The organism is Burkholderia ubonensis, assembly GCF_001718695.1.
In the GTDB taxonomy this organism is placed as follows: Bacteria; Pseudomonadota; Gammaproteobacteria; order Burkholderiales; family Burkholderiaceae; genus Burkholderia; species Burkholderia ubonensis_B.
This window is the reverse complement of the sequence record NZ_CP013422.1, coordinates 1,026,088-1,051,884: the sequence shown is the minus strand read 5'-3', so window position 1 is coordinate 1,051,884 and position 25,797 is coordinate 1,026,088. Positions and strand designations below refer to the sequence as shown.

The window sequence follows — 25,797 nt, the reverse complement described above, 5'->3', positions numbered from 1 at the left end:
AGCGCGACGTGATCAGTGATGGGGCCGCATCAGAAAGGCGCGGCGTGGCCGCGTGAACTGTCGCGACAACGTGATTACGGCAGCATCGCGCCAAAACCGAACGTCCGGTTACTGCGGATTGCCGGTGATACCGACCCAGGCATCGCCCCAGGCGCGACAGCCGATCGCAAGCTCATTGCGAACTGCTGGCGCTCTCCGGCGACGCAGGCGCCGGCGCCGGCCCAGGCGCGACGCCCGATGCCGCACCCGGCCCGGCGCCGCCCGCGTTCCCCGCGCTGCCGGCTGCCGGCGGCGGCAAGACCGGTGCTTGCGACGCGCCGCCCGACAGCGCTGCCGCCGACGCGGCCACCTCGGACGCCGGCACCCATTCCTCGACGATGCCGCCGGACGCGGCTTCCGGCGCGGATGCTGCAGAGGCCGCCGAAGCCGCGGCCGCATCGGCGTCGGGTTGCCGCTCGATACGCTGAGTCCTGACGCGCGTCGGCGCCTTCTTCGGCTCGGGTCCGAACCAGCCGTCGAACAGGTCGGTCACGCGCTCCCGCACCGACGCGAACCACCCCGGCGACGGCTCGGTATCGAATTTCAGCTTCGCATCGACGATCCGCGCGCGCAGTGCACGCTGGAAGAAGTCGCCGACGATCGGCAGCGCGCTGTGCGCGCCCTGTCCCCAGTAATCGCTGCGCAGCGTCACGCGCCCGTCATCGAAGCCGACCCACGCGCCCGCGACGAGATCCGGCTGCATCAGGATGAACCAGCCGTCCGCGTTGTCCTGCGTCGTGCCGGTCTTGCCCGCGACGTCGCCGCGAATCCCGAAGCGCGTGCGGATGCTCGCGCCGGTGCCGCGATCGACGACGTCGCGCATCACGTCGACGAGCGTCTTGTCGGTCTCGGCGTCGAGCGCGCGCTCGGGCGGCGCCGGCGCGTACTCGGCGAGCACTTCGCCCTGGCGGGTCTCGATGCGCGTCACCATCTGCGGCTCGACGTACAGCCCGCCGTTCGCGATCGTCGCATACGACGCCACCATCTCCTTGAGCGTCACCGGGCTCGTGCCGAGCGCGAGCGACGGCACGCGTTCGAGCGCGCTGTCGCGCACGCCCATCGCGTAGGCAAGCCGCGCGACCTTCGCGGGCCCGATCTTCTCCATCACCTGCGCGGTGATCCGGTTGCGCGACAGCGCGATCGCGTCGCGCAGCGTCATCGGCTTGCCCGTCGGCGGCGCGTCGTCGTTCGGCCGCCAGATCTCGCCGCCCTTCAGCGGGATTTCGACCGGCTGGTCGACGAACGTGTCGTCCGGCTTCATTCCGCTCGCGAACGCCGCGCCGTAGACGAACGGCTTGAACGTCGAGCCCGGCTGGCGGCGCGCCTGCGCGACGTGGTCGAACGGCTCGGCCGTGAAGTCGCGGCTGCCGACCCACGCGCGGATCTGCCCGCTGCGCGGATCGATCGCGAGAAAGCCGGCCTGCACGTCGGTCTTGGTCTTGCAGAGCGCGCGCATGAAGCCGCGGTCGGCGGCGAGCGCCTTCATCGCGGCGGCGTCGTTCTTGCCGGCGTCCTGCATCGCCTTGTATTCGGGCGCTTCGCGCATGAACGCGCGGAACACCTCGTTGTCGGTCCCGCAGCCGTCGCGCCCGCTCCATGCGCCGTTCGCGATGCCCTGCAGCGCGTTCGCCTGCTGCTTGAGCGCCTGCGTCGCCATCGCCTGCAGGCGCGCGTCGATCGTCGTGCGGACGATCAAGCCGTCCGAGTAGATGTTGTAGTCGTTGCGGTCGGCCCATGCGATCAGCCATTTGCGCAGCTGCTGCGCAAAGTGCGGCGCAGGCCCGGGCGGCTCCTTCTGGCGCTCGAAGTCGATCCGCAGCGGGCGGCGCTGGAGCTGCGGGAGCGCCGCCGGCGACAGCTTGCCGTACTTCACCATCTGGCCGAGCACGGTATTGCGCCGCTGCAGCGCGCGTTCGGGGTTCAGCACCGGGTTGTAGTAGCTGTTGCCCTTCAGCATCCCGACGAGCGTCGCGCTGTCGAGCACGTCGAGCTCGTCGGCCGACTTGTCGAAATAGGTGCGCGCGGCCATCTCGACGCCGTATGCGTTGTACAGGAACGGCACCGTGTTCAGGTAGGTCTCGAGGATCTGGTCCTTGCTGTAGACCGCCTCGATCTTCAGCGCGGTGATCGCTTCCTTCAGCTTGCGCGTGAGCGTCGGCGCGCGGCCGATCTCGTCCGGATACAGGTTGCGCGCGAGCTGCTGCGTGATCGTCGAGCCGCCCTGGCGGCTGCCCGAGAACGTGTGCAGCGCGGCCCCCGCGGTGCGCCGCCAGTCGAGCCCGTGGTGCTCATAGAAGCGGTGATCCTCGGTCGCGATCAGCGCGTCGATCATGTGCGGCGAGATTTGCTTGAGCGCGACCCATTCGCGGTTCGACGGCTTGAATTCGGCGAGCAGCTTGCCGTCGGCGGACAGCACCTGCGCGGGCTGGTCGACGCGCGCCTTGCGAATGTCGCCGATGCCCGGCGTGAACGGGATCAGCGCGAGCACGTACAGCACGAACAGCACCGGCACGGCGGCGACGGCGAGCAGCACGCCGCGACGCGTCGGGTGACGCAGGTGCAGCCAGGCGGCAGCCAGGAGACGCTTGAGCAACGCGGCGACGGCGGCCGCGACGGGTTGGACGCGCGCGACCCACTTGGCACAAAGGTCACGCACTGACGACACGTTTCGGCGATTCACGCGGATGTGGGATCTGCTGGAAAGGCAGCATCGTACCAAAAGTCGGGCGCAATTCCGGGCGGCGCCCGTTTGGCGGGGTTCCGCGGGTGATTTCTTGTCGAAAAAGGCGGGTGTGCGCAGTGGGAAGCTGCGCTATGCGTCGGGGAGACGGCAAGCGGGCGCGGTCGGTGCTGCCTGCGGATTCGGCGGATTCGGCGCTTTCGGCGCTTTCGGCGCTTTCGGCGCTTTCGGCGCTTTCGGCGGGTTTAGCTGGTTTAGCCGGTTCGCCGCATTCAGCGCGCGTGCCGCGCCGATCGGCGGCGCCGTCACGGCGAATTGCTGCGTGGATGCCGCGCGCGACGGCCGTGGCTCGGATGGGCCAAACGCCGGGCCGCCGATAAGGTGGCCCGGCGATTGGTTATGTATCGAGCCAATCCACCATAAACCCGGTCAACCTCCGACCAGCCTCGCCCGATGTGCGTCGCCTTTGGTCGCGCTCAGAACCAAACCGCCACCGCCACCCTACTTCGGCGCGATGTCGCGCCGCACGCGCAGGATGTGCTGCTCGACGTAGAACGCGGCCGCGTCGGCGTCGCCGGCGACGATCGCCTCGTAGATCAGCCGGTGTTCGGACACGTAGAGCCTGATCCGGCCCGCGTCGTAGATCCCGTCGTCCTTCAGGCGCTTCCACAGCGGCTGATCCATCGTCTTCGCGACTTCGTCGGCGATCTTCACGATCAGCGCGTCGCCCGTCATCAGCGCGAGCTGCCGATGGAACAGCCGGTCGCTCTCGTTCCACAGCGCGCGCTGCTGCGGATCGTCGATATCGGTGATCGTTTCCATCTGCGCGAGATAGCGCTCGGCGACCGGGTCCCGGCTTGCGATGCGCGGCCGCGAGGCGCGCGATCGCCGGCTCGAGGATCAGCCGCACGTCGAGGGTCGAGGTCGGGCTGAAGTCGGCCTCGGCCGCGGCGCGCGGGTCGCCGCGCCGCGCCAGCACGTCGAGCGGGGCCGATACGACGTAGGTGCCCGAGTTGCGCTTCGTGAACACGAGCCCTTCGTTCTGCAGCGCGCCGAGCGCCTCGCGCACGGCCGGGCGGCCGACCTGGAACAGCGCCGCGAGCTCGCGCTCCGACGGCAGCCGGGTGTCGGGCGCATAGCGCCCCGCGCGGATCTCGTCGCGGATCTTTTCGGCAACCTGCTCGTAGATTTGCAGCGGCCGGAAGCCGATTTCGGGGAATTCGGTGCGCGCGGACGACATCGTGGGGCTCCTGCCGGATGTTGGGGGTCGTGGACGGGTTCGCACTATACCGGAGCGGCGCGCCGCAGCGCCCGCTTCTGGACAGATATTAGAACCAAAAGCACCCGGACGTTTTATTTTCCCGCTTGTCATGCCGCCGGAAATTGGTATAGATTCGATCCAGACTGCCCGTCTCGCGGTATCCGGCAACCCAGCACCGGGCGCGCTGTCCGCCCGCCGTCCACGCTCGACCGACGCATACGATGACCGCTCTCTCCCAGACTCCCGTTTTTGGCGCGGCCGCGACGGCCGCATTGCTCGACTATCCGGCGCTGCTCGCCGCCCTCCGGCAAACCGTCGTCGAGTACGCGGCGGGCGGGATCATCAGCCCCGAGCGTCTCGTCGTGCCGCTGCAGGCGGGCGGCGTGATGCTGTCGATGCCGTCGAGCGCGCGCGACATCGCGATCCACAAGCTCGTCAACGTCTGCCCCGGCAACGCCGCGCGCGGGCTGCCGACGATCCTCGGCCAGGTGATCGCGTGCGACGCGACGACGGGCGAAATGCGTTTCGTGCTCGACGGCCCGACGGTCACCGGGCGGCGCACCGCCGCGGTGACCGCGCTCGGCATCCAGGCGCTGCACGGCGACGCGCCGCGCGAGATCCTGCTGATCGGCACCGGCCGGCAAGCGGCCAATCACGCGGAAGCGCTCGCGACGATCTTTCCCGGTGCGCGCCTCTTCGTGCGTGGCACAAGCGCTGCGAGCGCAGCCGCGTTCTGCGACGCCCAGCGCGCCCACGCGCCGCGGCTCGCGCCGCTCGACGGCGACGACATTCCGGACACCGTCGACGTCGTTGTCACGCTGACGACGAGCCGCACGCCGGTCTATCGCGAAGCCGCGCGCGAAGGCCGGCTGGTGGTCGGCGTCGGCGCGTTCACCGCCGACGCGGCGGAAATCGACGCGGGCACCGTGCGCAACAGCCGGCTCGTCGTCGACGACCCGGCCGGCGCGCGCCACGAGGCGGGCGACCTGATCCTCGCGCAGGTGGACTGGCGCAACGTGGCTTCGCTCGCCGACGTGCTCGGCGGCGCGTTCGTGCGCGGCGGGCCGCTGCTGTTCAAGAGCGTCGGCTGCGCGGCATGGGATCTCGCCGCCTGCCGCGCGGCGCGCGACGCGCTCGACGCGCGCCAGCGCGGCTGATTCGACGGCGGCGCGACGCTCCCGGCAGCGCCGCGCCGCCGACCGCACGACCAGCTGGACGACCAGCTGCACGCCCCGCCGCACTGCCGATTCCCCGACGGCGTTGTAGGAAACGCCCTACAACGCGCCGAACTCCCCTACAAAAACTTCCAATTCGGCCGATTTCCTTTTTGGCGTCGCAACCGGATACTGGCCGGATGAATGCCAGCCTGCCACCCGCCGCCGCGCTCAGGGTGTTTCTTGTCGACCACGCGAATGCCGTCCGGCAACGGATCGCGCTGCTCGTCGGCGCGATCCGTGGCGTCGACGTCGTGGGTGAAGCGGAGGACGGCCAAGGTGCGTGGATGCACATCCGCCGGTGCCAGGCGGATGTCGTGATCGTCGACCTGCGGCTCGCGGACGGCAACGGCCTCGACCTGATCGGCATGCTGTCGAAGGCCGCGCCGCGCGTCGTCACGATCGTGCTGACGAACCATTCGGCGCCGGCGTTCAGGGAGGCATGCGCGACGGCCGGAGCGGATTACTTCTTCGACAAGACCGCCGAATTCGACGCCGCATGCCATGTCATCGAATCCCTGGTGCACGCTCGCGCGCACCAGCCCTGACCGAGCCGGAGTGACTCATGCATCAAGCCACCGCCTGCGCCGCCGATCCCGCCATCGCGCCCCGGCCGAACGTTCCGCTTCCCGCGTCCACGCGTCACGACGGCGCGAAGCATTGCGCAGTCCGCTGTTCGGCCTGCGTGATGCGCTCGATGTGCCTGCCGCCGCAGCTCACCGCGGCCGAATACGGCCGGCTCGACTCGATCATCTGCACGACCCGCCATGTCCGCCAGGGCGACGCGCTGTTCCGCACCGACGATCCGTTCCAGAGCATCTACGCGGTGCGCGCGGGGTCGTTCAAGACGGTCATGGTGCATCGCGACGGCCGCGAACAGGTGACGGGCTTCCAGATCGCCGGCGAGACGTTCGGCATGGACGGCATCAGCAGCGGCCAGCATTGCTGCGACGCGATCGCGCTCGAGGACAGCGTCGTGTGCATCATCCCGTTCGGCCAGCTCGAGGCGGCCTGCCGCGAAATGAAGCCGATGCAGCATTTCCTGTACCAGATGCTGAGCAGCGAAATCGTCCGCGAATCGAGCCAGATGCTGCTGCTCGGCACGATGTCCGCCGAGCAGCGCGTCGCGCAATTCCTGCTGAACCTGTCGTCGCGCTTCCACGCGCGCGGCTATTCGGCCTCCGAGTTCAACCTGCGGATGACGCGCGAGGAAATCGGCTGCTACCTCGGGATGAAGCTCGAGACCGTCAGCCGGATGTTCTCCCGGTTCCATCGAGAATCGCTCGTCGAGACGCACGGCAAGCGCGTGCGCATCATCGACGCGCCGGCGCTCGCGCAGGTGTAACCGGTCGCGCGTGCGGCGCCGGCGCGCTCCAGCGCGTGCCGGTGCGGGTCGCACGTCAGTGCGCGGCGGTGCCCGTCTCGGCCGCCGACAATGCGGGCGACAGCGGATCGTCCGCGTGCCCCGCGGACAACACCCGCTCGGCCGCGGCGAACGCACGCCCCATCGCTTCGTTCACGTCGACGCCGCTGCAGGCGGGCACCGGCGCCACCGCACGGCCGTTCATCAGCAATTCGAGCCGTACGTCGTACAGCGCGTCGTCACCCGTCGCGCGCGATTCGATCGCCAGGCGACATTCGTCGACCCGCGCGTGAAAGCGCTCGAGCCGCACCAGTTGCGCGCCCGCTTCAGCTTCGAGCGCGGCCGAACCGGCGAATCCGAAGTAGGCGATCTGCATGCCCACGCCCATGTTGCTCCCTCCTGACGGGTCACACGCTGGTCGACCACGTTGCCTGTCCTACAAGTCCGCCTGTTGCCGAATCCGGCAATCGATCCACACACGATCGGCGCGCGAGGTTCACACGCTGAATGTCTGCGACCGCTTCAGTTCGATCCACGTCATGCCGGCCCGCAGGCCGGCGAGCACCGCCTCGCGCTCGGTCGGATATGCATGACTGTGCTCGAACGTATGATGAAAGTGCTTCGGCCCGGCACCGTGCTCGACCTGCACGCGGCAGCGGAACCCGCCGGATTCGCATTGCCGCGTCTCGATCTCGACGGACCAGTCGCGTTCATGAATCGTGCCTTGCAGTGTCATGCGCCCTCCTGCAGTGTCAGTCGGCCATCCGGAAGTGGCCGCTGTGCAGCAACACCGGCCGGCCGCCGATTTCGGCGAGCATCCGGGCCGCCATCGCCTCGATCGCCGGCCGGTGTGCTTCGAATGCAACCAGCAAGTCGCGCTCGAGCAGCGAGCGCGCACCGAAATGGTCTTCCAGTGCTTCCGCCGTGATCGCGCACGGCACGCCGTGGCCGTCGACCCGCGCCGAAAACGCGACGACCAGGTCACGCCCGCGATACTCGGGCGGTTCCGGTGGAAAGGCTATCTGCATTTGTGCGCCTGTCATCGTCGGGACGATTCAAGCCATGAGCATAACGGCCCGCGCCACCGTCCGATTGACCCACGTCAACCGGGCCGCAGCGCGCGCCGCCGCCGTGCCCGATCACGCCGCCGCATGGGCTCAGTCGGCGTCCGAAGCGATCGTCGCGCCGCGCGCCTCGAGCAGTTCGCGCAGCACGCTGCGATGGCAGCGGCGCTCGTCCTCGCAGTAGCAGCCGATCGAGAACTGCGTGGTCGCCGACAGCGCCGCGAGCAGGTCCAGCACCTTGGAAGCGTCGCCGTGCGCCATCTCGGCGCGGAACCGGCGCGCGAATGCGTGCCACTGCGCGTCGGTCTCGGCGGCCTGCGCGTCGGCCACGAGCTCCGCGCTCGGCGACAGCGTCGGCAGCCACACGTCGTAGTAATCGCGCGACGCGAACTCGGCCTTCGGCACGCCGCGCGGCGGACGCCGCACCGTGCCGATCCGCAGGCCCTCGCCGGCCGCGCGCGGCGTGCCGAGCCGTACGATTCGAATTGCCATGCCGCTCCTTTGCTACGGATTCGATTCCGTATCGTACTGCCGCGCCCGCGCCGCACAACAAAAAACCGGCTGCCTCCGCGCGGGAGACAGCCGGTTTCGTCAGGACGATCGGGCGTGCCCGGACGCCGCTCGGACGCCCCTCAGACGCCCCTCAAACGCCGCTCTTCAGCACCTTCCCGATCGCATCGGCGACGATGCCGACGTTCGAGTCATTCAAGCCCGCAACGCACATCCGCCCCGAACGCAGGACGTACACGCCGTGCACTTCGCGCAGCGCGTCGACCTGCGCTTCGGTCAGCCCCGTATACGTAAACATCCCCCGCTGCTTCACGTAGCGCGTGAGCGCTTCGCCGCTCACATGTTCGCGCAGGCCGTCGTGGATCGACTGGCGCATCCGCGCGATGCGGCGGCACATCGCGGAAAGCTCTTCCTCCCACTGCTTGCGCAGCGCGGGCGTGGTAAGCACCGTCGACACGATCTTCGCGCCGTGGATCGGCGGGTTGCTGTAGTTCGACCGCACCGCGCCCGCGAGCTGGCCGAGCACGCGCTCGGCCGCGGCAGCGTCCTCGCACACCACGCTCAGGCCACCGACGCGCTCGCCGTACAGCGAGAAGTTCTTCGAGAACGAGTTCGCGACCAGCGCCGGCAGGCCGCGGCGGGCCAGCTCGCGCACCGCGAACGCGTCCGCGTCGAGGCCCGCGCCGAAGCCCTGGTAGGCCATGTCGACGAACGGCAGCAGCTCGCGCGTCTCGATCACGTCGATCAGCTTCTGCCACTGGCCTTCGTCGAGGTCGACGCCGGTCGGGTTGTGGCAGCACGCGTGCAGCAGCACGACGCTGCGCGCCGGCAGCGCGTCGATCGCCGCGAGCATCGCGTCGAACTTCAGGCCGCCCGTCACTTCGTCGTAGTACGGGTACGTATTCACCGTGAAGCCGGCCCGCTCGAAGATGAAGCGGTGGTTTTCCCAGCTCGGATCGCTGAGCCACACCTGCGCACCCGGGAAGTAGCGCTTCAGGAAATCGGCGCCGACCTTCAGCGCGCCGGAGCCGCCGAGCGTCTGCACGGTCGCGATGCGGCCCGCCGCGCGCGCCGGATGATCCGCGCCGAACACGAGCGCCTGCACCGCGTCGCGGTACGGCGCCATGCCGACCATCGGCAGATACGGCTTCGCGCCGATCTCGCGCTGCTGCGCGGTCTCGGCCTCGCGCACGGCCTCCATCACCGGAATCCGGCCTTCGGCGTCGAAATAGATGCCGATGCTCAGGTTGACCTTCTGGTCGCGCGGATCCTTCTGGAAATTCTCGTTGAGCGTCAGGATCGGATCGCCGGGGTACGCGTCGATGTGTTCGAACATGGCTTTATCGGTCTGGTTCGTAGGAGTGATCGGGTGCGGGCCTGCGTCAGCGCGCCGATGCGCCGTCGCCGAGCGCATAGCGGGCATTCTTCTGACGGAAGCGATACCCGACCGCGAGCACCGCGAGCCACACCGGGATCAGGTACACGGACAGGCGCAGGCCCGGCGTCAGGTACATCACGACGAGAATGGCGGCCATGAACACGAGGCACACATAATTCGTGAAAGGATAGCCCAGACTGCGGAAGCGCGTCTGCAGCCCCGCTTCGCGCTTGGCCTGGCGGAACTTCAGGTGGATCAGGCTGATCATCGCCCAGTTGATGATCAGCGCCGACACGACGAGCCCCATCAGCAGCTCGAACGCCTTGCCCGGCATGAAGTAGTTGACCACCACGCAGATGCCGGTCGCGAGCGCCGATGCGCCGAGCGCCGCGAGCGGAATGCCGCGCTTGTTCACCGAGCACAGCACCTTCGGCGCGTTGCCCTGCTGCGCGAGGCCGAACAGCATCCGGCTGTTGCAGTACACGCCGCTGTTGTAGACCGACAGCGCCGCCGTCAGCACGACGACGTTCAGCACGTTCGCGACCAGGTCGCTGCTGAGCGCGTGGAAGATCAGCACGAACGGGCTGCCGCCGGTGACGACCTTCTCCCACGGATACAGCGACAGCAGCACGCCGAGCGCGCCGATGTAGAAGATCAGGATGCGGTAGATCACCTGGTTGGTCGCGCGCGGGATGCTGTGCTGCGGATCGTCCGCCTCGGCCGCGGTGATGCCGACGAGCTCCAGCCCGCCGAACGAGAACATGATCGCCGCCATCGACATCACGAGGCCCGACACGCCGTTCGGGAAGAAGCCGCCGTGCTGCCACAGGTTCGCGACGCTCGCCTCGGGGCCCGCATGGCCGCTCGCGAGCAGCCAGCCGCCGAAGCCGATCATGCCGACGATCGCGGCAACCTTGATGATCGAGAACCAGAATTCCGTCTCGCCGTACGACTTGACGCTCGTCAGGTTGATCAGGTTGATGAAGACGAAGAACACGAGCGCGGACACCCAGGTCGGCACGCCCGGCCACCAGTACTGCACGTAGATCCCGACGGCCGACAGCTCGGCCATGCCGACGAGGATGTACAGCACCCAGTAGTTCCAGCCGGACAGGAAGCCGGCGAAGTGGCCGAAGTACTTGTCGGCGAAATAGCTGAACGAGCCGGCGACCGGCTCGTCGACGACCATCTCTCCGAGCTGCCGCATGATGAAAAACGCGACGACGCCCGACAGCGCGTAGCCGAGCAGCACGGACGGGCCCGCCATCTTGATCGTCTGCGCGATGCCGAGGAAGAGCCCCGTGCCGAGCGCGCCGCCCAGCGCAATGAGCTGGATGTGGCGATTCTTCAGCCCGCGCTTCAGGCCGTCCTTCTCGTGTTCTGAAACCATGTCTTCTCCACTTTGTCCGCTTCCGGCGGAAGCGGTGCGCGTCGGTGTGCCGCGCGCTGTTTTGCTGTGCCGGCGGCCCTTCGTGGGGCCGCCAGGTTGGGGACTGCAATTTTCGCGCGGCGACGCCCGACCGTCGTCGGCAAGCCCGCCCAACCGGCCGCCGACTGCCGCCCGCAACCGCGTTGCCGCGATCGCGCACGAAAATCCGGCGTCAGTTTAGCGTCGCGACGACGAAATCGGGTTTCGTAACCCGTTCATGCAAACCCTACATTATGAGATAAGATTGCATCCGGGAGACAGATGAGGAAACAAAAATGCCTGAACCGGTACTCGACCGCATCGATCGGAACTTGCTGGCGATCCTGCAGGAGCATGGCCGCGCATCGAATCTCGAGCTGGCGAAGGCGGTGGGCCTGTCGCCCGCGCAGACGCTGCGCCGCCACCGGCGGCTCGAGGAGATCGGCGCGATCCGCCGCTACGAGACGCGGCTCTGCCCCGACACGCTCGGCTTCGGCGTCACCGCGTTCGTGCACGTGACGATGGAGCGCGGGCACATTCGCGATCTGTCCAAGTTCCAGAAGCTCGTGTCCGAGCTCGCGCAGATTCAGGAGTGCTTCTCCGTGACGGGCGACATCGACTACGTGCTGAAGGTCGTCGCGCACGACCTGAAGGGCCTGTCCACGTTCCTGCTCGAAACGCTGATGCGCATCCCCGGCGTGAGCGGCGTGCATTCGAGCGTCTGCCTCGACGAGATCAAGTGCACGAGCGCGATGCCGGTCGAAACCTGATGCTCTGCCGCGCAGCGCGGGCCGCCTTGCTCAGCGCACGGCTTCGAACGCGCTGATCAGCAGCGCGCCGCCGGCGATCACCGCACATCCGGCCGCGCGACGCGGCGTCAGCCGCTCGCCGAGATACACGCGCGCGATCAGCGCCGCGAACACCACGCTCGTTTCGCGCAAGGCGGACACCGGCCCCATCGGCGCACGCGCCATGGCCCAGATCACGATCGCGTAGGCGAGCGCCGCGAACACGCCGCCGCACGCGGCCTTCGCGGTGTCGGCGAGATTCTGCGCGAGCCGCAGCGGCCCCGCCCGCAGCCGGTAGTACGCGGCCATCAGCGCCCCGGTCAGCACGAACGTCCACGCCGCATAGCCGATCGTGCTGCCGCTTTCCCGCACGCCGATTCCGTCGACGACGCTGTACGCGGCGATCGAAACGCCGGTCGCGAACGCGATCGGCAGCACCTGCTTCATCCGGTGCGCCGCGCCCGCGCGCCGCTCGAGGCCGATCGCCATGATGCCCGCGCAGATCAGGACGAGTCCGCATTGAGCGCCGGCGCTCAGGCGCTCGCCCGCGAACGCCGCGGCCCCGAGCGTGACGAGCAGCGGCGCGGTGCCGCGCGCGACCGGATACGCAACGCTCAGGTCGCCGTGCTCGTACGCGCGCACCAGCAGCAGCGTGTAGACCACGTGAATCGCCGCGGACGCGACGACGCACGCCCAGCTCGCGGCCGCGATCGGCGCGGCGGCCGGCAGGAACAGCAGCGCGAACAACCCGATCGCGATCTGCAGGACGGTGGCCGAGCGCAGCCGGTCGCCGCTGCTGCGCACCAGCGCATTCCACGACGCATGCAGGAAGGCGGCACACAGGACGGCGAACAGGACGGGAATCGGCACGTTGGACACTCGCTGACGGCAGCGACGCGGAATGGGTCGCCGCAGGCCGATCATCGTAAGAATCCGTCCCGGGCTTGTCAAAAAAGGCTTGCGGACCGGCTTCGCCGAATGAGCGACCGGCCGCGCGACGCAGGAGGCGCACGAGGCGGGCCTCGGCGATGCCGACACATGCCGCCGCCGTCATCGCACGCGCCTGAACGCGCGCCGTTCCTTTCCACTGTCTTTCGCATCGGCGCGCGGCGTAATGGAATCGATACCGGCACGCAATGATCGCGAAACCGCTCCGCCCCCATATCTTCATACCAAGCTGTTTCAATGCCGGGGCTCTACCACGAGCGCCGCGCCGAACCGACCCGGTGACGCAGCGGCGCTCCTTCGTCGAACAACCTACCTGGAGTTTCCCGATGTTTCGTCAAGCCTTGCTCGTCACCGCCTGCGCCGGCGCCACACTGGCGCTGTTCGCCTGCGGCGGCAGCGACGGTCCCTCGTCGACGCCCGCGGTGTCGTCGCAGGATGCGCTGCAGACCGCCACGCCGATCAAGCACGTCGTCGTGATCTACGGCGAAAACGTGTCGTTCGACCACTATTTCGGCACTTACCCGAACGCGACGAACCCGGCCGGCGAGCCGGCGTTCACCGCGAAGGCCGGCACGCCGTCGATCAACGGGCTGACGGGCACGCTGCTCACCGCGAACCCGAACTTCACGAACACCGCCAACGGCACCGACGCGGCCAATCCGTTCCGCCTCGATCGCACACAGGCCGCCACGGCCGACCAGAACCACGCGTACACGGCCGAACAGCTGGCCGCGGACAACGGCCTCGCCGACCTGTTCCCGAAATACACCGGCAAGGCGTCGGCGGGCGGCGCCGGCGCGTTCGGCACGAAGGGCCAGGTGATGGGCTACTTCGACGGCAACACCGTCACGGCACTGTGGAACTACGCGCAGCGCTTCTCGATGAGCGACAACGCGTACACGACGGTCTACGGCCCGTCGACGCCGGGCGCGCTGAACCTGATCGCGGGCCAGACCAACGGGATGCAGATCGTCAAGACGTCGAAGCAGCCGTCGACGCTCGCGGCCACGTCGTACTACATCAACGACGGCCAGGGCGGCCTCACGATGATCAACGACGTCGACCCCGGCTACGACGTGTGCTCGAGCACGACCGACCAGGCGATGATGAGCGGCAAGAACATCGGCGACCTGCTGAACGCCGCGAAGATCACGTGGGGCGGCTTCATGGGCGGCTTCAACCTGTCGACGACCAACGGCAACGGCACGACGGGCTGCGCGCGCAGCACGGTCGCGACGGCGGTGAACGCGGCGACGGCCGACTACATCCCGCATCACAACTGGTTCCAGTACTACGCGTCGACGTCGAACCCGCAGCACACGCGGCCGAGCTCGATCGCGGCGATCGGCTCGAGCGTCCAGACGGACGGCAAGACGGCGGAGCCGGCGAACCACCAGTACGACAGCGACGACTTCTTCGCGGCCGTGAAGGCAGGCAACTTCCCGTCGGTCAGCTTCCTGAAGGCGCCGGCTGCACAGGACGCGCACGCCGGCTACTCGGACCCGCTCGACGAGCAGGCGTTCGTGACGAAGGTGGTCAACTTCCTGCAGCAGCAGCCGGACTGGCAGAACACGGCCGTGATCGTCACGTATGACGACTCGGACGGCTGGTACGACCACGTGTACACGCCGCCGACCCATGCGTCGTCCGACGCGGTCGACCAGCTCAACGGCAACGGCAAGTGCGGCTCCGGCGGCACCACCGGCGTGAACGGCAGCACCGTGAACGGCCGCTGCGGCCCCGGTGTGCGCATCCCGCTGGTCGTGATCTCGCCGTACGCGAAGCAGAACTACGTCGACCACACGCTGATCGACCAGGCATCGGTCCTGCGCTTCATCGAGGACAACTGGCTCGGCGGCCAGCGCATCGGCGGCGGCTCGTTCGATGCGGTCGCAGGCGACCTGCGCGGGCTGTTCGACTTCTCGTCGAAGCCGAACACGGCGCCGCTGTATCTCGATCCGACCCAGGGCACCGTGCTGAGCGCGGCGCCGGCGAACTGACCGGTACCGCCTGACCGGCCTCTGTCGGCCGGCGCATCGCGCGCCGGCCGTTTCCATTTCAAGCGCCGCCGCGTGCGGCGCCCGACCGCCTCGACCCACAGCATGACAGCTCGTCCCGCGTACCCGTCCCCCGACACGCCCGGCGCCGCCGCGCCGCGCTCCCCCACCCGCGTGCTGCGCCGCGCGGCCTTCGTGCTCGCCGCGGCCGTGCTCGGCTACGGCGCCTTCGCGGTCGCGTTTCCGGCGCGCACGCCGGCCGCGATCGGCGAGGTCGTCGCGAACTGGACCGGCGCCAATCCGCATCCCGTGGTGCTGCAGCGGCCGCCCGTGCAGCCGCTGTCCGCGGTCGCGCAGCTCGGGCGCGCGCTGTTCTTCGATCCGTCGCTGTCGGCATCGGGCAAGCAGTCGTGCGCGTCGTGCCACAGCCCCGACCGCGCTTACGGGCCGCCGAACGCGCTCGACGTGCAGCCCGGCGGCCTCACGATGACGCAGCAGGGCTACCGCCCGCCGCCGTCGCTGATGTATCTGTACCGGCAGCCGAACTTCAGCATCGGCCCCGATGCGGGCGAAAACGACGCGGCGCCGAGCGTCGCGCAGCAGGCGGCGTCGGCTGCCGGCGTGGTCAAGGCGCAGAAGGTGGCCGGCACGGCGGCCGCGCCGCAACTCGTGCCGCAAGGCGGCATGTTCTGGGACGGCCGCGCCGACACGCTGCAGCAGCAGGCGTTCGGGCCGCTGCTGAACCCGGTCGAGATGGCCAACGCGAGCATCGACGACGTCGCGCGCAAGCTCGCGCAGTCGCCGCATCGCGCGCGCTTCGAGCAGTTGTTCGGCCCGCGCGTGTTCGCGAGCTCGCAGCTCGTCGTATCGGAGGCGATGTTCGCGATTGCGCGATACCAGGTCGAGGACCGGTCGTTCCATCCGTACGACAGCAAGTACGATCGCTGGCTGGAAGGCCGCGCGCGCCTCACGCAGACCGAGCTGCGCGGGCTGCGGCTCTTCAACGATCCGGCCAAGGCCAACTGTGCCGGCTGCCATCTGTCGCAGCCGGGCAAGGACGGCCTGCCGCCGATGTTCACCGACTACCAGTACGAGGCGCTCGGCGTGCCGCGCAACCGCGCGCTCGCGGCGAACCGCAACCCGGCGTTCCACGATCTCGGCGTGTGCGGGCCGTTCCGCGACGACCTGAAGGACCAGACGCAGTACTGCGGGATGTTCCTCACGCCGACGCTGCGCAACGCGGCGACGCGCCAGGTGTTCTTCCACAACGGCGTGTTCCACACGCTCGATCAGGTGATGGCGTTCTACAACGAGCGCAGCATCGCGCCGCAGAAGTTCTATCCGCGCGGCGCGGACGGCAAGGTCGACGAATACGACGACATTCCGCCGCAATACCGCGCGAACGTCGACGTGACCGATGCGCCGTTCGACCGCAAGCCCGGCGACCGGCCCGCGATGACCGAGCAGGACATCAAGGACATCGAGGCGTTCCTCGGCACGCTGACCGACGCGCCGCAGAAGTAAGCCGCGCACGACGCCGACCGCACATGTGGCGTCGGCGGCGTCAGCGGCGCGCGCGGATGCAGAGGAATGCAGGCGAGCGCGACAGCTCCGCATGGAGCCGTTCCGACACGGCCTTCATCTGCGGCAGCGGCGTCGGTTCGACGAAGCGGTCGAGCCGCCAGCCGGCGTCGGCGAGCGGGTTCAGTATCTCGGCCAGCGGCCGGCGCCACGCTTCGACATAGGGTTTCGGTTCGCCGAAACCCGACCAGTGGAAGCCGAACCGGCTCGTTTCGAAGTACGTGCCGTCGCCGCGCGTACGCTCGTCCATCCAGTCGCGCATCGGATGCGCCATCGAGAACACCAGCGTCGCGCCCGGCCGCGCGACGCGCGCAAATTCCCGCAGCGGCACGGCGAGATCGCGCACGTAGTCGAAGGCGAGCGAGCACAGGATCTTGTCGAAGGCGCGCTCGGGCAGCCAGTCGAGCGGCGCCGCGAGATCGCCCTGCGCCACCTCGACCGCGAGCCCGGCGCAGCGCGCTCGCGCGAGCGCGACCATCTCGGGCGTGATGTCGAACGCGTGGACGGTCGCGCCGTGGCGCGCGAGGTGCTCGCTGCAGATGCCGGGGCCGCAGCCGGCGTCCAGCACCGCGAGGCCGGCGACGTCGCCGAGCAGCGCCAGCGACGCCGGGCGTTCGTACAGCGCGTTGTGCGCCTTGGTCGGCGCGATGTCCGCGTAGCGTTGCGCGAAGCTCGCGTATGCGTCGCGCGCGCACGGCTGATTCGGATCGGTCATGCGGAGTCCATCGGCAGGAAACGGAATGCCGATTCTGCCTGAACGGCGCGCGGCCGGCGCATGCGCGGCGATGCGCTGCGTACGCCCCCTAGCGAGCCGCCGTCGCGCCGACGCCCACCGCCGCGACCGCATTCGCCCGGCGTTGCGCGAGCTGCTGCGCGAACCGGTATGCGGTGAGCGACCCGGCCACCGCGAGCAGCATCGGCACCAGGCTGTCGTGGCTCGCGCGCGTGAACTCGAGCAGCAGCACGACCGCCGTGATCGGCATCTGCATCGACGCCGCGAGAAACGCAGTCGCGCCGACCAGCGCGCAACCGCCGACCGACACGCCCGGCCAAACGGCGCTCCAACACCCGCCCAGCACGATGCCGAGCAATGCACCGTTTGCGAGGCCCGGCGTCAGCAAGCCGCCTTCCGCACCCGCGCGCAGGCTGCTTGCGGTGATCAACACCTTCAGCGCAAGCAGCGTCGCCGCGACGCCGATCGTCAGCGCGCCGTCGAAGCTGAGCGACGCGGCCCCCTTGCCGTTGCCGAGCAGTTGCGGAAACCGCATCGCGAGCCAGCCGATCACCGCGAAGTTGACGAGCGCAAGGAACGGCAGCCGCCAGTCCTTCGGCGCGGCCGCGCGCGCCTGGCTCGTGAGCCGCACGAAACCGTACGCGGCGAGCCCGAACACCGGCCCGCACACGATCGACCACGCGACGAGCGACGCGCTCAGCACGAACGGCGGCACGCTGTACTGGTGCTCATTGCCGAGGCCGAGCCACGCGAGCGCGGCGGCGATCGCGGACGTCACGACCGCCGGCACGAGCGCGCGCAGCTCGAACGTGCCGAGCAGCACTTCGAGCACGAACACCGCGCCGCCGAGCGGCACGTTGTACACGGCGGCGAGCCCCGCGCCCGCGCCGCACGCGACCATCAGCCGGCAGTCGGCCGGCGTCAGCCCCGCGCGGTGCGCGAGCCGGCCGGCGAGCAGCGCGCCGATCTCGCGCGGCGCGACCTCGCGGCCCAGCGGCGAGCCGAGCGCGACTGTGACGATCTGCAGCAGCGCGTGGATCGTCGTGCTGACGGCCGGCATCCGCGGATCGTCGGCGCGCACCGCCCGCCGGATGCTGACGAGCGGCCGGCCGTAGCGGTACAGCGCCCACCAGCCGGCGCCCGCGACGAGCCCGCAGCCGCCCAGCACGACGAGCCGCCGCAGCGGCGCGGCGGCGGTCACGCCCGCCAGGAAGCTCTCGTCGCTGATCACCTGCGCGGTGCTGTAGCCGTAGGCGAGATGCTGGATCACATGCAGCAGCAGCGCGAGCAGCATGCCGCCGAGGCCCGCGCCGACGCCGGTCAGCAGCGCGACCGCGGCGAGCCGGGTGAATCGGATAAACGAAGCGCCGCTCGGCGGCAAAGAGGACGAGGGAACGGGCGGGAGGTCGGCACGCATCGGATCGGCTGGCTGGAATCGGGGGAACGGCATGCGTCGCGCATGCCGTCGTCAGCCCGCATCCTAGGTTGGCCGCGCTCATGAGACAAACGTATTTTTCTAATCGACTCATGCATTTTTCGAATACTCTGCGTATCCATGCGCGGCGCGGGGTATCCGCTCCTCACGCCGGATAGTCGATCCGCTCCGGCGCGCGCCGCATGATCACCCGCCCGCCCCGGATCGACAGCGCCGCCTTCGCCTGCCGGCGCAGCGCGTCGTAGTCGCTGTCCGCGTCGAGCACGACGAGGTTCGCCGGCCGGCCGACTTCGAGCCCGTACCGTTCGCCGAGCTGCAGCGCCGTCGCGCTGTGGCCGGTCACGAAGTCCAGGCAGCGCTGCAGGTCCTGGTAGCCCATCATGTGGCAGATGTGCAGCCCCGCATCGAGCACGCGCAGGATGTTGCCGTTGCCGAGCGGATACCACGGGTCCTTGATCGAGTCCTGCCCGAAGCACACGTTGATGCCCGCGCGGTCGAGCTCCGCGACGCGCGTGACGCCGCGCCGCTTCGGGAACGTGTCGAAGCGCCCCTGAAGATGGATGCTCTCGGTCGGGCACGAGATGAAATTGAGCCCCGCGCGCTTGAGCAAGCGAAACAGCTTCGAGCAGTACGCGTTGTCGTACGAACCCATCGCGGTGGTATGGCTCGCGGTGACCCGCGCACCCATCCCGCGCACGCGCGCCTCCTCGGCGAGCACTTCGAGAAAGCGCGAGTGCGGATCGTCGGTCTCGTCGCAATGCACGTCGACGAGGCAGCCGGTGCGCTCGGCCAGATCCATCAGGAAGCGGATCGAGCTGACGCCCTGCTCGCGCGTGTTCTCGAAATGCGGGATGCCGCCGACGACGTCCGCGCCCATCTCGATCGCCTGCTCCATCAGCACGCGGCCGCCGTCGAACGACTCGATCCCTTCCTGCGGGAACGCAACGATCTGCAGGTCGATCAGCCCGCGCGCCTCGTCCTTCACTTCGAGCATCGCCTTCAGCGCGGCGAGCGACGGATCGGTCACGTCGACGTGGGTGCGCACGTGCTGGATGCCGTGATCGCGCAGCATGCCGATCGCCGCGTGCGCGCGCGCCTTCGTGTCCTCGTGCGTGATCGTCGCCTTGCGCTCCGCCCAGCGCTCGATGCCTTCGAACAGCGTGCCGCTCATGTTCCATGCGGGTTCGCCCGCAGTGAGCACCGCGTCGAGATGGATGTGCGGCTCGACGAGCGGCGGGATCGCGAGCCGCCCGCCCGCGTCGATGTCGGCGCCGCTCGCGGGCGTGAGCGCCGCCGGCTGGGCGTCGATGCGCGCGATCCGGCCCGCGTCGATGCCGATCGTGAACAGGCCGTCGCGGCCGCGCAGGCGCGCATTGATGACGTTCATGTGGGTCCAGGCGTGAAGCGGCCGCAGCGGGCCGCGGGTGGGAACGGGTGAGCGAGATGCCGCGTCGCGCTCAATGGAACGTGTGGATCGTCAGGCCGGTCGCCGCGCGCATTTCGTCGTTCGTCACGTCGCGCACGTGCTTGCCGAAGGTCCATACGTGCCGGCCGGGATCGCGCGCACGATAGGTGCGGTCGCCCCAGAACTGGTCGGCCGGCTCCTGCAGGATCACCGCGCCGGCCTGCCTCGCGCGCTCGCAATGCGCGTCGATGTCGGCGTCGTCCGGAAGATGCACGTGGACGTGCTGGGTATTGCGGCCGCCGGTGTCCTCCGGCGACGCGATGCAGTCGGCCCAGGCGCCGCCGACCATGACGAGACCGTCGCCGAACGTCATTTCCGCGTGCGCGATGTCGCCGGCCGGCGTCATGACGACGATCGCGCGCTCGAAGCCGAACGCGTGCTCCAGCCAGTCCAGCGCGCCTTTCGGGTCGCGATAGCACAGCGCGCTGCTGAGGGAAGGTCGGCGGGGCGTGACCATCGGAATCTCCGGATCTCGGTATGGGCCTGTGCATTGTCCATGCGCGCCGCGCGCCGATCAACTGCTCGCACCGGCGAGCCTGCATGTTGTCGATTTGCGACACGCCGCACACCCAGCCGGCGTCTTGCGGAGCGCATCGGTGACGAAAACGCGTATGGTTCCGCGGCTGCAGCGATTTGTGAACTCCGTGTGACACACTTTTGCGTAACTCGCAACAGTGTCTCCGGACGGCCGTCGCGCGAATCGGGCGCGCGCGCCCCTAAACTTGCGCCGAACTTTGGTCATCCATCCACACGCAGGAGCTGTCAGATGAAGAAAACCCTCGTTGCCGCCGCATGCACGACCGCGCTGTTCGCCCCGCTCGCGCACGCACAGAGCTCGGTCACGCTGTACGGCCTGATCGATGCCGGCATCGTCTACACCAACAACGCCGGCGGCGCGTCGATGTGGCGCATGAGCAGCGGCACCGTCAACGGCAGCCGCTTCGGCCTGCGCGGCACCGAGGATCTCGGCGGCGGCCTGAAGGCGCTGTTCGTGCTCGAGAACGGCTTCAACGTCAACAACGGCTCGCTTGGCCAGGACGGCAAGCTGTTCGGCCGCCACGCCTACATCGGCCTCAGCGAGAACGGCTACGGCACACTGACGCTCGGCCGCCAGTACGACACGATGGTCGACTTCGTCGCGCCGCTGTCGGCCACCGCCGGCGACTTCGGCGACGCGAGCTTCGCGCACCCGTTCGACAACGACAACCTGAACCACTCGCTGCGCATCAACAACGCGGTCAAGTACACGAGCGACACGTACGCGGGCTTCAAGGTCGGCGCGATGTACGCGTTCTCGAACGCGACGAACTTCGGCGCGAACCGCGCGTACAGCGTCGCGGCGAGCTACACCAACGGCCCGCTGAAGCTCGCGGGCGCTTACCTGCAGATGAACGGCACGAAGGGTTCGACGAGCGCGAGCCCCGGCGCGACCGACGTCGCCGAAGCGAAGGGCCTGAACCAGGGCGGCTGGTCGATCGGCTCCGACCGCATGCGTTCGTATGGCGGCGGCATCAACTACGCGTTCGGCCCGACCACCGTCGGCTTCGTGTACACGCGTTCGCAATACGACAACACAGGCTCGTTCGGCTCGACCGGCCAGATCGCGTTCAACAACTACGACGTGAACGTGCGTTACGCGGTGACGCCGGCGTTCAGCCTCGGCGCGGCGTACGTGTACACGGATGCCAGCGTGTCGAACCCGGACAGCAGGCACGGCACCGACCCGAAGTGGCACCAGGTCGACCTGCAGGCCGTCTACAAGCTGTCGCGCCGCACCGACGTCTATGCGGAAGCGATGTACCAGCACGCGTCCGGCCGCGGCTACCAGGCGTTCATCAACGGGTCGGGCGGCGCGTCGAGCACGCCGAACCAGATCGTCGGCACGATCGGCATGCGTACGCGCTTCTGAGCGTCGATTCGTCTGATCTGAACGCCGCCCGCAACGATGAACCTGCCCTGACCGGCCGGTTCATCCGACGCGGGCGGCGTTCATTCATGCTGCATCCGAGAATGTTGTTCCATCTGAGAAGCTGCCTGCCTGGAATCGGGGTTTTTGCGCCTGCGTGCGCTGAATAGACTGGCATCCATGGATCGAATCGCATTGCGATCATGCATCGCGATCGTCGAACCGGCCTCACCCCGTGTACAGGAGAATCTCGTGAAATCGCTCGTCGTCACCGCAGCCGCCGCAGCCGTCCTGCTCGCCGCGCCCGCCCTGTCGTTCGCCCAGTCGGCGAAGTCGCCCGTTACGCGCGCGCAAGTGCTGCAGGAACTGTACGACCTCGAATCCGTCGGCTACAACCCGTCGCTCGGCGACGCCGGCAACTATCCGGACGACATCATGGCCGCGCAGGAGCGTCTTGCGGCCAGGCGACTCGCCGCGCGCGATGCGGCGCAACGCGCGTACGGCCCGGCCGAAGGCGGCGCGACCGAATCGGGCGTGGCGGCGAAGCCTTCGCTGTAACGCGCATCAAACGACGCCGCGCCCGCACGATACGCATCATGCGGGCGCGGCACGGCGCACGGCTTCTACACGACGCCCCGCAAGCGATGCGAGCCGCGCAACCCACACAGGGCAGGCGTTCGCCGCTCGTGCAGCACGCTCAGGCTTCCTGCGGCTCGCTCTCGCGCGCGATCGCCTGCAGCATCTCGACGTCGTGCGCGATCATGTCCGGCACCTGGGCGCGCAGCAGCTCGACCCAGGTCCGCACTTTCGCGTCGACGAACCGGCGCGACGGATACAGCGCGTAGACGTTCATCTTCTGCAGGATATGGTCAGGCAGCACGCGCACGAGCGTGCCGTCGCGCAGCGCGTCGATCGACGAATACACCGGCAGCATGCCGATGCCGATGCCGTCGCGGATCGCGAGCGCGAGCGATTCGGCCGTGTTGGTCTGCACCGGCCCCGTCACGTGGATCTGCTCGACGCCGCCCGGCCCTTCGAGCAGCCATTCGTGCGTCGGAAACGCGGGCGTGGACAGCGTCAGGCATTGGTGTCCGCCAAGATCCTGCGGACGCGTCGGCGCGCCATGCTGGCGCACGTAGTCCGGCGACGCGCACAGGATGCTGAACGTCGAGCCGAGCAGATGCGACACGAGCTCCGAATCGGGCAGCGACGATGCGGTCACGACCGCCATGTCGCTGGTGCCGTCGAACAGGTCGGGCATCCGCTGCGACAGCGACAGCTCGATCGATACGTCCGGATACTGCGCGTGATAGCGCGTCAGTGCAGGCATCACGTAGTGATGGCCGACGCTTGCGAAGCTGTGCATGCGCAGCACGCCGGCCGGCCGCTCGTGCGCGCAGCTCGCCTCCTCTTCCGCGCGATCGACGTCGGCGAGGATCTGCCGGCAGCGCCGCAGATAGCTTTCGCCGGCGGACGTCAGCGCGAGGCGGCGCGTCGAGCGGTTCATCAGGCGGGTGCGCAGCCGCGCCTCGAGCTCCGACACCGCGCGCGACATCGCGCCCGTCGTCGAATTCAGCGATTGCGCGGCGGCGGTGAAGCTGCCCGTCTCGACGACGCGCGTAAATACCCGCATGTTTTGAAGCGTATCCATTCCTGTGAGCCACCTGTGTCGGAGCCGCCATTTTCCTCCACGGAATGCGATGCATTGTTACGTCCGCTGCAACTATCGTTTCCCCGGCGCTGCGTTAATGCGCGCGCGCCGCGCTCCTACAATCGGCGCCTCACCAGTCGAACGCACCCTCTATTGTCATGAAGCCACAACCTGCGATCGAGCCCCCTGCCGCCGGATGCCAACGAGCGGGACGCTGGCTCGATCCGCTCGGCAAGGCGGCGCGCGACTGGGCCGCGAGCGACGGGCTGATCTGGCTGCATCTCGCCAAGACCGTATGCGCGGCGCTGCTCGCGATGGGCATCGCGATGCGGCTCGAGATGTCGCAGCCGCGCACCGCGATGACGACCGTGTTCGTGCTGATGCAGCCGCTGTCCGGAATGGTGTTCGCGAAGAGCTTCTACCGGGTGCTCGGCACGGCGGCCGGCCTCGTCGCCGCGCTGGCGCTCGGCGGGCTGTTCGCGCAGCAGCCCGAGCTGTACATGGCCGGCATCACGCTGTGGGTCGGCGGCTGCATCGCGCTCGCGGTGCGCAACCGCCACTTCCGCTGGTACGGCTTCGTGCTCGCCGGCTACACGGCCGCGCTGATCGGGCTGCCCTCGGTGATGACGCCGCAGACGCTGTTCCAGTCCGCGCTGACGCGCGCCGCGGAAGTCGCGCTCGGCATCGTCTGCTCCGGCGTCGTCAGCGCGCTGATCCTGCCGCTCAGCTCGGCGAAGGCGCTGATGCGCTCGCTGAGCGCGCGTCACGCGAAGTTCGTCGCGTTCGCATCCGCCGCGCTCGCGGGCGACATCGAGCGCGGCGGGTTCGAGCGCCGGTTCGCCGATTTCGTCGACGAGATTGTCGGCTTCGAGGCGAACCGCGCGTTCGCGTCGTTCGAGGACCCGCACATCCGCGCACGCAGCCGCCGGCTCGCGCGGCTCAACAGCGAGTTCATGAATGCATGCACGCGGCTCCATGCGCTGCACCAGCTGCTCAAGCGCCTGCGCGAGAGCCGCGCGGACGCGGTGCTCGCGGCGCTCGCGCCGCACCTCGACGCGCTCGCGCGGCGGCTCGCCGCGCTCGACGGCGAGCTGAAACGCGGGCCGGCGCGCGCGACCGGCGCGTTGCTCGAGCTGCGCCGCTTCCACACCGCGCTGCCCAAGGCCGCGCGCGCGTCGCGCCGCGACCTCGAGGATCACGCGGCGGGCGGCCTGCTCGACTTCGATACCGCCGTCGAGCTGATGTATCGCTTCGTCGGCGAATTCCTCGGCTACGCGGACACCTATGCATCGCTCGACGACGACGATCACGCGTTCGAGCGCTCGGTCACCCACTATGCGGTGAAGACCAACACGTTCTTCGTCGGCTTCACGTTCCTGCGCACGGTGGTCGCGGTCGGCGCGATGAGCTGTTTCTGGATCGCGTCGGAGTGGCCGAGCGGCGCGCTGGCGGTCATCGGCGCCGCGATCGCGTGCGCGCTCAGCTCGACGTCGCCGCGCGCGCCGAAGTTCGTCGCGCAGATGGGCGCGGGCGCGGCGCTCGCGACGCTCGTCGGCTACCTGTTCCTGTGCTACGTGTATCCGAACATCGACGGCTTTCCGCTGCTGTGCGCGGCGCTTGCGCCGGTGCTCGGCTTCGGCGCGTTCCTCGCGATGCGGCCGGGCCTGTCCGGCTACGGGATCGGCTTCGCGGTGTTCTTCTGCCTGCTCGCGGGCCCCGACAACGCGATCGCGTACACGCCCGAGGTGCTGATCAACAACGGCATTGCGCTCGTCGTCGCGATGCTCGCGTGCTCGATCGTGTTCGCGGTCGTGTTCCCCACGCACATGCCGTGGCTGACGGGCCGCATCGCGCACGACCTGCGCCGCCAGGTGACGCTCGCGTGCGAAGGCGCGAGCGCCGGCCTCGCGCAGCGCTTCCAGTCGAGCACGCACGACCTGATGGCGCAGTTGCGCACGCTGCTCGTCAGGCGCACGCGCCAGCATCGCGACGCGCTGCGCTGGATGCTCGCGACGCTCGAAGTCGGCCACGCGGTGATCGACCTGCGCGACGAAGTGCAGGCGTTCTCCGCGACCAAGCCGCCGCAGGCGCTGCGCTGGACCGCGTCGATCGACGCGGTGCTCGACATGCTGCCGCCGTTCTTCGACGACCCGACGCCGCCCCGTCACGCGCGCACGCTGAAATCGGTGAACCTCGCGATCCGCGCGGCGCAGCACGCGCTGGTCGCGTGGCACGCGGTGCCCGACGAGCGGCGCCGGATGCAGCGCATCGTCGGCTGCCTGCACTTCGTGCGCAGCGCGCTGCTCGACAAGGATGCGCCGTTCAATCGTCACTACGGCTGAAGGCGGCGGAAACCGTGTCGGCTGCGACGGCGAT

At 69.0% G+C, this 25,797-nt stretch carries 22 protein-coding genes and 1 pseudogene; 9 read left to right on the top strand and 14 right to left on the bottom strand.

Features of this window, described 5'->3' with window-relative positions; translation table 11 throughout:
• Positions 1 to 172: 172 nt before the first annotated feature.
• Positions 173 to 2,704, bottom strand: coding sequence for a penicillin-binding protein 1A (locus WJ35_RS24480; RefSeq protein ID WP_069240622.1), 2,532 nt, complete (start codon positions 2,702 to 2,704; stop codon positions 173 to 175).
• Between the two features lie 516 nt (positions 2,705 to 3,220).
• A pseudogene (locus WJ35_RS24475) lies at positions 3,221 to 3,959 on the bottom strand (FadR/GntR family transcriptional regulator).
• A 242-nt stretch (positions 3,960 to 4,201) separates the two neighbouring features.
• Between WJ35_RS24475 and lhpI the strand changes: the two are divergent.
• The 3 genes from lhpI to fnr all read left to right on the top strand — a co-directional run bounded on the left by lhpI (position 4,202) and on the right by fnr (position 6,539).
• Positions 4,202 to 5,137 (top strand): bifunctional Delta(1)-pyrroline-2-carboxylate/Delta(1)-piperideine-2-carboxylate reductase, encoded by a 936-nt coding sequence (gene lhpI / locus WJ35_RS24470; RefSeq protein ID WP_069240197.1) that lies wholly within the window; start codon positions 4,202 to 4,204, stop codon positions 5,135 to 5,137.
• A gap of 197 nt (positions 5,138 to 5,334) precedes the next feature.
• Positions 5,335 to 5,742, top strand: a complete 408-nt coding sequence (locus WJ35_RS24465) for a response regulator (protein ID WP_069240196.1) — start codon at positions 5,335 to 5,337, stop codon at positions 5,740 to 5,742.
• Between the two features lie 17 nt (positions 5,743 to 5,759).
• Positions 5,760 to 6,539, top strand: coding sequence for a fumarate/nitrate reduction transcriptional regulator Fnr (fnr, locus tag WJ35_RS24460; RefSeq protein WP_069240195.1), 780 nt, complete (start codon positions 5,760 to 5,762; stop codon positions 6,537 to 6,539).
• 55 nt (positions 6,540 to 6,594) lie between these two features.
• Here the strand turns inward: fnr and WJ35_RS24455 are convergent, their stop codons facing one another.
• The 6 genes from WJ35_RS24455 to WJ35_RS24430 all read right to left on the bottom strand — a co-directional run bounded on the left by WJ35_RS24455 (position 6,595) and on the right by WJ35_RS24430 (position 10,899).
• Positions 6,595 to 6,945 carry a metal ABC transporter ATPase gene (locus WJ35_RS24455; protein WP_069240194.1) on the bottom strand — a complete coding sequence of 117 codons (351 nt, stop codon included), beginning with the start codon at positions 6,943 to 6,945 and terminating at the stop codon, positions 6,595 to 6,597.
• Between the two features lie 108 nt (positions 6,946 to 7,053).
• A complete protein-coding gene (locus tag WJ35_RS24450) occupies positions 7,054 to 7,293 on the bottom strand; it encodes a UDP-glucose 4-epimerase (protein WP_069240193.1) in 240 nt (79 codons plus the stop codon).
• A 16-nt stretch (positions 7,294 to 7,309) separates the two neighbouring features.
• A complete protein-coding gene (locus WJ35_RS24445; protein ID WP_011882169.1) occupies positions 7,310 to 7,600 on the bottom strand; it encodes a DUF1488 domain-containing protein in 291 nt (96 codons plus the stop codon).
• A gap of 114 nt (positions 7,601 to 7,714) precedes the next feature.
• Positions 7,715 to 8,113: a DUF488 domain-containing protein gene (locus WJ35_RS24440; RefSeq protein WP_069240192.1), complete on the bottom strand. Its 399-nt coding sequence runs from the start codon at positions 8,111 to 8,113 to the stop codon at positions 7,715 to 7,717.
• 151 nt (positions 8,114 to 8,264) lie between these two features.
• Positions 8,265 to 9,467: an amino acid aminotransferase gene (locus WJ35_RS24435; protein ID WP_060238413.1), complete on the bottom strand. Its 1,203-nt coding sequence runs from the start codon at positions 9,465 to 9,467 to the stop codon at positions 8,265 to 8,267.
• Positions 9,468 to 9,513: 46 nt separating this feature from the next.
• Positions 9,514 to 10,899, bottom strand: coding sequence for an amino acid permease (locus WJ35_RS24430; protein WP_069240191.1), 1,386 nt, complete (start codon positions 10,897 to 10,899; stop codon positions 9,514 to 9,516).
• 314 nt (positions 10,900 to 11,213) lie between these two features.
• On the opposite strand from WJ35_RS24430, the gene WJ35_RS24425 reads away from it, so the two are divergent.
• Positions 11,214 to 11,687: an Lrp/AsnC family transcriptional regulator gene (locus tag WJ35_RS24425; protein WP_069240190.1), complete on the top strand. Its 474-nt coding sequence runs from the start codon at positions 11,214 to 11,216 to the stop codon at positions 11,685 to 11,687.
• A gap of 30 nt (positions 11,688 to 11,717) precedes the next feature.
• On the opposite strand, the gene WJ35_RS24420 is transcribed toward WJ35_RS24425, so the two are convergent.
• Positions 11,718 to 12,575, bottom strand: a complete 858-nt coding sequence (locus tag WJ35_RS24420) for an EamA family transporter (protein ID WP_034193558.1) — start codon at positions 12,573 to 12,575, stop codon at positions 11,718 to 11,720.
• Between the two features lie 404 nt (positions 12,576 to 12,979).
• Here WJ35_RS24420 and WJ35_RS24415 point away from each other — a divergent pair, with 404 nt between their 5' ends.
• The gene (locus WJ35_RS24415) at positions 12,980 to 14,653 is read left to right on the top strand and encodes a phospholipase C (protein WP_011882163.1); all 1,674 of its coding nucleotides are present in this window, start codon (positions 12,980 to 12,982) and stop codon (positions 14,651 to 14,653) included.
• A 102-nt stretch (positions 14,654 to 14,755) separates the two neighbouring features.
• Positions 14,756 to 16,174 (top strand): cytochrome-c peroxidase, encoded by a 1,419-nt coding sequence (locus WJ35_RS24410; protein ID WP_011882162.1) that lies wholly within the window; start codon positions 14,756 to 14,758, stop codon positions 16,172 to 16,174.
• Between the two features lie 40 nt (positions 16,175 to 16,214).
• On the opposite strand, the gene WJ35_RS24405 is transcribed toward WJ35_RS24410, so the two are convergent.
• The 4 genes from WJ35_RS24405 to WJ35_RS24390 all read right to left on the bottom strand — a co-directional run bounded on the left by WJ35_RS24405 (position 16,215) and on the right by WJ35_RS24390 (position 20,321).
• Complete coding sequence (locus WJ35_RS24405; protein WP_069240189.1) at positions 16,215 to 16,946, bottom strand: class I SAM-dependent methyltransferase; 732 nt, start codon at positions 16,944 to 16,946, stop codon at positions 16,215 to 16,217.
• Between the two features lie 88 nt (positions 16,947 to 17,034).
• Positions 17,035 to 18,381, bottom strand: a complete 1,347-nt coding sequence (locus WJ35_RS24400) for a chloride channel protein (protein ID WP_069240188.1) — start codon at positions 18,379 to 18,381, stop codon at positions 17,035 to 17,037.
• A 163-nt stretch (positions 18,382 to 18,544) separates the two neighbouring features.
• Positions 18,545 to 19,786, bottom strand: coding sequence for a cytosine deaminase (codA, locus tag WJ35_RS24395; RefSeq protein ID WP_069240187.1), 1,242 nt, complete (start codon positions 19,784 to 19,786; stop codon positions 18,545 to 18,547).
• Between the two features lie 70 nt (positions 19,787 to 19,856).
• Positions 19,857 to 20,321, bottom strand: a complete 465-nt coding sequence (locus WJ35_RS24390; protein WP_069240186.1) for a VOC family protein — start codon at positions 20,319 to 20,321, stop codon at positions 19,857 to 19,859.
• 309 nt (positions 20,322 to 20,630) lie between these two features.
• Here WJ35_RS24390 and WJ35_RS24385 point away from each other — a divergent pair, with 309 nt between their 5' ends.
• Together WJ35_RS24385 and WJ35_RS24380 are read left to right on the top strand one after the other, a co-directional pair.
• Complete coding sequence (locus WJ35_RS24385) at positions 20,631 to 21,773, top strand: porin (protein ID WP_069240185.1); 1,143 nt, start codon at positions 20,631 to 20,633, stop codon at positions 21,771 to 21,773.
• 249 nt (positions 21,774 to 22,022) lie between these two features.
• On the top strand, positions 22,023 to 22,328 hold the full coding sequence (locus tag WJ35_RS24380; RefSeq protein WP_069240184.1) for a DUF4148 domain-containing protein: 306 nt from the start codon (positions 22,023 to 22,025) through the stop codon (positions 22,326 to 22,328).
• Between the two features lie 139 nt (positions 22,329 to 22,467).
• On the opposite strand, the gene WJ35_RS24375 is transcribed toward WJ35_RS24380, so the two are convergent.
• Entirely contained in the window at positions 22,468 to 23,421 is a 954-nt protein-coding gene (locus WJ35_RS24375) for a LysR family transcriptional regulator (protein WP_069240183.1), read from the bottom strand.
• A 158-nt stretch (positions 23,422 to 23,579) separates the two neighbouring features.
• Between WJ35_RS24375 and WJ35_RS24370 the strand changes: the two genes are divergently transcribed.
• On the top strand, positions 23,580 to 25,763 hold the full coding sequence (locus WJ35_RS24370; protein ID WP_069240182.1) for an FUSC family protein: 2,184 nt from the start codon (positions 23,580 to 23,582) through the stop codon (positions 25,761 to 25,763).
• Positions 25,764 to 25,797 lie beyond the last annotated feature (34 nt).

Excerpts from the sequence above, each read along its gene's own strand:
- lhpI (WP_069240197.1), top strand. The coding sequence starts at position 4,202 with ATGACCGCTCTCTCCCAGACTCCCGTTTTTGGCGCGGCCGCGACGGCC.
- WJ35_RS24465 (WP_069240196.1), top strand. The coding sequence starts at position 5,335 with ATGAATGCCAGCCTGCCACCCGCCGCCGCGCTCAGGGTGTTTCTTGTC.
- fnr (WP_069240195.1), top strand. The coding sequence starts at position 5,760 with ATGCATCAAGCCACCGCCTGCGCCGCCGATCCCGCCATCGCGCCCCGG.
- WJ35_RS24455 (WP_069240194.1), bottom strand. The coding sequence starts at position 6,945 with ATGGGCGTGGGCATGCAGATCGCCTACTTCGGATTCGCCGGTTCGGCC.
- WJ35_RS24450 (WP_069240193.1), bottom strand. The coding sequence starts at position 7,293 with ATGACACTGCAAGGCACGATTCATGAACGCGACTGGTCCGTCGAGATC.
- WJ35_RS24445 (WP_011882169.1), bottom strand. The coding sequence starts at position 7,600 with ATGACAGGCGCACAAATGCAGATAGCCTTTCCACCGGAACCGCCCGAG.
- WJ35_RS24440 (WP_069240192.1), bottom strand. The coding sequence starts at position 8,113 with ATGGCAATTCGAATCGTACGGCTCGGCACGCCGCGCGCGGCCGGCGAG.
- WJ35_RS24435 (WP_060238413.1), bottom strand. The coding sequence starts at position 9,467 with ATGTTCGAACACATCGACGCGTACCCCGGCGATCCGATCCTGACGCTC.
- WJ35_RS24430 (WP_069240191.1), bottom strand. The coding sequence starts at position 10,899 with ATGGTTTCAGAACACGAGAAGGACGGCCTGAAGCGCGGGCTGAAGAAT.
- WJ35_RS24425 (WP_069240190.1), top strand. The coding sequence starts at position 11,214 with ATGCCTGAACCGGTACTCGACCGCATCGATCGGAACTTGCTGGCGATC.
- WJ35_RS24415 (WP_011882163.1), top strand. The coding sequence starts at position 12,980 with ATGTTTCGTCAAGCCTTGCTCGTCACCGCCTGCGCCGGCGCCACACTG.
- WJ35_RS24410 (WP_011882162.1), top strand. The coding sequence starts at position 14,756 with ATGACAGCTCGTCCCGCGTACCCGTCCCCCGACACGCCCGGCGCCGCC.
- WJ35_RS24405 (WP_069240189.1), bottom strand. The coding sequence starts at position 16,946 with ATGACCGATCCGAATCAGCCGTGCGCGCGCGACGCATACGCGAGCTTC.
- WJ35_RS24400 (WP_069240188.1), bottom strand. The coding sequence starts at position 18,381 with ATGCGTGCCGACCTCCCGCCCGTTCCCTCGTCCTCTTTGCCGCCGAGC.
- codA (WP_069240187.1), bottom strand. The coding sequence starts at position 19,786 with ATGAACGTCATCAATGCGCGCCTGCGCGGCCGCGACGGCCTGTTCACG.
- WJ35_RS24390 (WP_069240186.1), bottom strand. The coding sequence starts at position 20,321 with ATGGTCACGCCCCGCCGACCTTCCCTCAGCAGCGCGCTGTGCTATCGC.
- WJ35_RS24385 (WP_069240185.1), top strand. The coding sequence starts at position 20,631 with ATGAAGAAAACCCTCGTTGCCGCCGCATGCACGACCGCGCTGTTCGCC.
- WJ35_RS24375 (WP_069240183.1), bottom strand. The coding sequence starts at position 23,421 with ATGGATACGCTTCAAAACATGCGGGTATTTACGCGCGTCGTCGAGACG.
- WJ35_RS24370 (WP_069240182.1), top strand. The coding sequence starts at position 23,580 with ATGAAGCCACAACCTGCGATCGAGCCCCCTGCCGCCGGATGCCAACGA.